The organism is Mycobacterium sp. TH-M25 (assembly GCF_057473665.1).
In genome coordinates this window covers 1-6,539 of the sequence record NZ_JBYCLA010000415.1, presented here as the reverse complement: position 1 = coordinate 6,539, position 6,539 = coordinate 1, and the positions used below count along the sequence as shown (strand labels likewise).

2 protein-coding genes are annotated in these 6,539 nt (G+C 68.5%); both read right to left on the bottom strand.

The window, feature by feature from the left end:
• Window positions 1-645: class I SAM-dependent methyltransferase (locus AC2VOU_RS14070; protein WP_486957939.1), on the bottom strand; the 645-nt coding region annotated here is incomplete at its 3' end.
• Window positions 646-678: 33 nt separating this feature from the next.
• Window positions 679-6,539, bottom strand: a 5,861-nt coding sequence (locus tag AC2VOU_RS14065; protein ID WP_486957938.1) for an SDR family NAD(P)-dependent oxidoreductase, incomplete at its 5' end; no start/stop codon positions are given.

Below are 6,539 nucleotides of genomic sequence, written 5' to 3'. Positions count from 1 at the left end.
GTCGCGGTCGTCGACGGTGACAAACCCCAACTTCTTCAGCCGTGCCCGGACGTAGTCCCAGTCCTCCGGGCTCAGGACGTCGGTATGCAGAACCCATGCTCCCGGCCGGCAGATCCGGCGGACTTGGCTCAGGAACGTGGGCAGGTTCCCGTACGAATGCGACGACTCGACATTGAGGACGGCGTCGCACGATTCGTCGGCCAGCGGGATGTCCAAGGCGTCGCCCACGCGGAAGTCCGTCGAATCGGAGAGGTGCGTCTTTCGGCAGAACCCGATCGCTTCCGCGGACATGTCTATGCCGATGACCGCAGCGTTGAACTTCTCCGCGACGAGCCGGGAGTTGCCGCCGCGCCCACAGCCGATTTCGACGACGGTGCGGTCGTGCAGGTCGATCGAGCCGATCACCTCGAACACCAGCCGGACCGAATTGGCGTTGAAGGTGCCGTCGCGCACGGCGAACGCCGATTCGTTGTCGGAATCCGTTGGCACATAGCCGTAATTGAGGAAAAACGACGAGTCAGCCACGCCGATGTCCTCGAGGCGGCGGCTCAGCAGATCGTAAAAGCTGTGCCACCCGCCGGCGGTTGTCGACAGTAGGTCATCAGCCAGGTGCGCCGACATCGCACCCCGGGAGTCATCGTGCATCGAAGGCCTCGTCTGTTGATCCATGGCGTCGCCTTACCCGGCAGTCCCGGCCGCGGCGACGGGTTCGACCCCGACCGACTCAGGCACCTGACCGGCCAGGTATTCGGCCAGCGACCCGATGGTCGGATAGTCGAACACCGCGGTCGCGGTGATCGTGAACGCACCGCCGAATTGGGGGAGCAATCTGTTACTGAACTCGACTGCCATCAGCGAATCCGTGCCCAGTTCCAGGAACCGGCTGGTTGCGGCGGGCGGTTGCGCGAGCCTCAGGAAGTTCTGTACTTCGCGCCGGAGGTACTCGGTGAGGAAGCTGCCGCGCTCGGTCTCGGGCACCTCGTGCAGCCGCCGGAGCAACTCGCTGTCGCCGGTCGCCGCCGCGACGGCACTCGGGAGCACGTGGTCCAGGATCGCGGGGCGAATGCCGCCGAGCCCCTTCGCCGCGCGCTGCCAGTTGGCTTTCAGGACGGTGGCCTGCGCGGTTCCGTGGGCGATGATCTCGCTGAGGCCGTCCAGCGCGACCGAGGGCTCCAGTGGAATCAGCCCTTGCGCACTGAGATTGACCCGCGCGGCATGTGAGGTGGCCATGCCGCCCTTCGCCCACGGGCCCCAGTTGATGCTGGTCGCGGGCAGACCCCGGGCCCTGCGGTCGGCAACGAGCCCGTCGAGCAGCGCATTGGCTGTCGCGTAGTTGGCCTGGCCGGGTGAACCGATCACGCTGGACGCCGACGAGTACACCATGAAGAACTCGAGGTCGTCGTCTCGCGTCAGCCGATCCAGGTGGTAGGCGCCGAACGCTTTGGGCGCCAACACCGTCCGGAACCGTTCCAGGCTCTGCTGGGTGAGCAGCGCGTCGTCGAGCACGCCCGCCAGGTGTGCCACGCCCGCCAGCGGCGGCAGCTCCGCCCGGATCCGCTCGATCAGCGCTGCGGCCTGCGCCGCATCGCCGATGTCGGCGGTGAAGGTGTGGATGCGGCAGCGGTACCGCTCGGCCATGTCGGCAATGGTGCGCTGCGCATCGGCGTCCGGCATCCGTCGACTGGTCAGCACGATGTCGCCGGCGCCGAGCTGGGCCAGGTGCGCTGCGGTGTGCAGACCGAGTGCGCCGACGCCGCCGGTGATCAGATAGCTCCGATCACCGCGCGGCTGTAGCGGTTTCGGCATCTGCAACACGATCTTGCCGATGTGCCGTGCCTGTTGCATCCGACGGAACGCGGTCTTGGCCTCGGTGATCGGGTAGACCTCGGCGGCAATGGGCGCAAGCTCGCCGCCCGCCATGCTGTCCGCCAACTCGGCCAGCAAGTTACCGGTCCGCTCGGGCTCGTGCTCGATGCAGTAGTCCAGGGCGATGATCTCGTAGTCGATATCGGGACGGGCCGCCGCCATCTGCTCGCGCGTCCAGATGTCCCGCTTGGCGATCTCGGCGAATCGGCCGCCCGGCGCGGTGGCCCGCACGGTCGCTTCGATGAACCCCTCGTTGGTGAGGCTGTTGAGCACCACGTCGACGCCCGCACCGCCGGTGTCGGCCAGGATCTGGTCGGCGAAATCGGTGCTGCGCGAGTCGTAGACGTGTTGCACACCCAACTCGCGCAGCGCCGCCCGCTTGTAGGTGCTGGCGGTCGCGAAGACGGTCGCACCGCGCTGCTGGGCTATCTGGATCGCCGCCAAACCGACCCCGCCGCTGGCGGCGTGAATGAGCACCCGGTCGCCGGGCCCCACCTTCGCCCAGTCGAACGCGAGCCGGGTCGTCAACGCTCCCGCGGGGATGGTGGCCGCGGCTACCGCGCTCACGCCGCCCGGCACCGGCGCCAGGAACTGGGCCGGCACATTGACCCGGCTGGCGAAACCGCCCGGCATGAAGCCGAAGACACGCTCGCCGACCTCGAATTCGGTGACGCCGTCGCCCAACGCCGTGACGACGCCCGCGAGGTCGCCACCCCCGACCCGTCCGGGATCGCCCGGATACAGGCCGAGCACGTTGAGCACATCCCGGAAGTTGAGGCCCGCGGCCTCGACCCTGATCTGCACCTGCCCCGCGCTGGGCGGCGGCACGTGTGCCTCGACCAGCCGAAGGTTGTCGATGGCGCCGCGTTCGGTCGGCTCCAGCAGATAATCCCCGGCACGAGGTATCGGCAGATGGCCGTCGCGCGACCACGGCAGCAGCCGCGGCACCAAGTGCTTCCCCTGACGCAACGCGAGCTCGGGTTCCTGGACGGGTGAGCCGGCCGCGCCGAGCAGCGCGGCCAGTGCGTGGCCGGCGTCGTCGGACCCGTCGCAGTCGACCAGCCGGCAATTCAGGGCCGGTTGCTCGGTGATGACGGTGCGGCCAAAACCCCACAGCGCCGACTGCACCGGGTCGACCGGTTCGCCGGCCTCGGTCGCCACGGCCCGTTCGGTGACGATCCACAGCCCGCCGGTCAGTTTCAGGTCCGGCTGGGCCTGCAACGTCCCGACGACGGTGAGCAGTTGATCGATCTCGTTCTCCAGCCGCGCGGCGAAATCGGCACTCGGCTCTGGCGCGCCGGGACGCCGGTTGCTGCGCCAGACGATGCCCGAGACCGGGGTGCCGCGCTCGGCCGCCCGGGTGAACAGCCGGCTCCACGAGTCCGGATCGGTGTCGTGGTCCAACGAGACGCAATCGGGAAGGGCGGCAGCCAACTCGTCGAATCCGGCGATCAGCCAGGTGCCGTCGCCGGCAGCGGAGTCCTCGGCCGGCGGCGATATCTCCTGCCAGCCAAGGGTGTACAGGTGCCGGGTGCCGTCGCCGCCGAGTCCGCGCAACAACGCCTCGCGGGGCGCGCGTTTGACGGTGAACTCGCGGATTTCGCCGAGCTGGCGGCCGTCCCGATCCACGAAATCGAGGTCGAAGACCTGGGTTTCGCTGTCGATGCCGCCGCTCTGCCAGCGCGCGCGGCAGTAGAACCGCTTGGGCAGCCGCTCACGTAGCACCACTCGTCCATAGCGAAGCGGTAGGTAGAGATCTGCGACGGCACCGTCTTCGGCGGCCGCGAGCTCCGCCGGGAAGGCGGGGAAAGCGATTCCGGTGCACAGGTCGAGCAGCACCGGATGGATCGGCTCGCTGCCCAGCTGTTCGGCGAGTTCGTCACCGATGGCGATATCGCCGACCGCTTCACCGTCGCCGGCCCACAGCGATTTGAGCGAGGTGGACCAGGTCGGGCCCCACGTCAGCTCCATGTCGGCGAAGGTGTCGAACAGCTGCTGCGGCCGGGTGCGGCCCAACCGTTCGCAGGCGGCATCGATGGATTCGGTCGGCGGCGGTGCGTCGTCGGTATCGGCGACGATCCGGCCGTCGGCGTTCAACGACCACTCGGATTCGCGATCACCGTACGGGCGGCTGTGCACCTGGAAGGTCCAGCCGCCGCCGTCTTCGACCGGGTGAACGGTCAGCTGCACCTCCCGGGAGGTCTTCTCGCCCAGGATGATCGGCTCGTAGAAGAAGACGTCGCGGACCTGCGCCGGGGTTCCGACGGCGGCAATGGCCATCGTCGCGTAGGTTGCGCCCGGAACGACCACCGTGCCGTAAATGACGTGATGGGCCAGCCACGGCTGCGTTTTGACGGACCACCGGCTGGTGTAGACGGCGTCGCCGGAGGCGAGATCCTTGGCGCTACCCAGGATTCCCGATCCGACAGCACCGTCGCTGCGGACGTCGGCGGTCTTGGGCCAGAAGCGACGCCGTTGGAACGGATAAGTGGGCAATCCGAACGTGTGACGCGGCCGCTGGTGCAGCGCCGCGAACTCGGGCCGATGCCCGGCGACGTAGGCCGCGGCCAGCGCTTCTGTCATCTGACGATGGGCATCGGTGTTCTTGCGCAGCGACACGATCGGCTGCGGAGCGGGCGACGATTCCGGCCAGGCCGCCAGCGCGGCGACGGTCAGAATCGGTTGCGGACCGATCTCCATCAGCACCGAACAGCCGAGCTGCGCCACGGTGTGCACGCTCTGGGTGAACTGCACCGGCTGCCGGGAATGCCGCCGCCAGTAGCCGCCGTCCAGTGGGGTTTCCGCGGTGATGACCTCGCCGGTGCGGTTGCAGACCAGCGGCAGGGTAGGCACCGCGAATTCGAATCCCTGCGCATAGGACTCGAATTCGTCGAGTGCTGGGTCCAGTAGCTCGGAATGGAAGGCGTGACTGGTGTCCAGCCAGGTGCAGCGGACTTCTCCGTCGGTCAGCCTGGCCACAATCTGTTCCAGATCCGCGACCGGGCCCGAGAGCACGGTGTTGGCGCCGTTGTAGGCGGCGACGGAAATGTGTGGGAATTCGTCGGCGACGTGCTCCACCCGTTCGGCGTCGGCGAAGACCGCCACCATCCGCCCGCCCTCGGGCAGATTGCCGAACAGCCGACCGCGTTCGGCCATCAGTCGTGCCCCGTCCTCGAGGCTGAACACGCCCGCCACGCACGCCGCGGCGTACTGGCCCACGCTGTGCCCGAGCACCACGTCGGGCTCGATGCCCCAGGACTGCCACAACCGGGCCAGGCCCATCTCGACGGCGTACAGCGCCGGTTGCGCAAAAGAGGTGTGCCGCAGTGTTTTCCCAACGCCCTTGCCGGTGTCGCCATCTCCGGAGTCGGTGTCGAACAGCACCTCCAGCAGTGGACGCGGCAGCAGTCCCTCGACGGCCTCCGCGCATCGCCGCACGACGTCGGCGAACACCGGTTCGGTATCGAACAACTCGCGCGCCATGCCCGGGTACTGACTGCCCTGACCGGTGAACAGCCACGCTGTCTTCGGCCGGTCGCCGCACACGCCGCGCAGCGCGCCCGGCCCCAACCGATCCTCGGCCAACCCGGCCAGCAGCTCGCGGCCGCCCTGAACCGAATCCACCACGAGCGCGGCCCGGTGCTCGAAATGCGACCGTCCCACTCCGGCGGTGAAGCACACATCGGCGAGGTCGGCCTGGGGGTGCGCGTCCAGCCAGTCCCCGTATCGCTGCGCCAACGCCGTCAGCGCCTGCGGTGATCGTGCCGAGAGCGGCAGCACGCCAACGAATTCCGCTGCTGCCGGCTCGGGATCGGGTGCCGGTTGGGACGGCGCTTCCTCGATGAGGACGTGCGCATTGGTGCCGGAGAATCCGAAGGAGCTTGTTCCGGCGCGACGGGGTCGGCCGCCGGTCTGCCAGGGAATCGCCTTGTCCACCACCCGGACCGGCAGCGAAGCCCACGGAATGTTCGGCGATGGGTTCTCGAAGTGCAGGTTCTGCGGCAGAACTTCGTGCTGCAGCGACAACACCACCTTGATCAGGCCCGCGATGCCCGCTGCCGATTCGAGGTGGCCGACGTTGGTCTTCGCCGACCCGATCAGCAGCGGTCGGCTCGGGTCACGGCCGGCACCGTAGACGGCTGCGGCGGCCTGCACCTCGATCGGGTCTCCCAGGGAGGTGCCCGTGCCGTGCGCCTCGAGGTAGTCGACGTCGCGACCCTCGAGACCGGCACGAGCCAGCGTCATGGCGATAAGCCGTTGCTGGGCACCACCATTGGGCACCGTCAAACCGCTGGAAGCGCCGTCCTGATTGACCGCGCTGCCCCGGATGACCGCGCAAATCTGATCGCCGTCGCGCTGCGCATCGCCGAGTCGCTTGAGCACCAGAATCCCGCAGCCTTCACTGCGGGCGTAGCCGTTGGCGGCGGCGTCGAATGTCTTGCATCGGCCGTCGGCGGACAGCATCCTGGCGCGCGAGGTGGCAACAATGGACGCCGGGCTCACCAAGACGTTTACCCCACCGGCCAGCGCCATGTCACAGTCACCGGAATGCAAAGCCTGGCAGGCCTGATGGACGGCCACCAGCGACGCACTGCACGCGGTGTCCACCGCCATCGCCGGCCCCTCCAGCCCCAGCGCGAACGCGACCCGGCCCGCGATGACGTTGAGCGCAT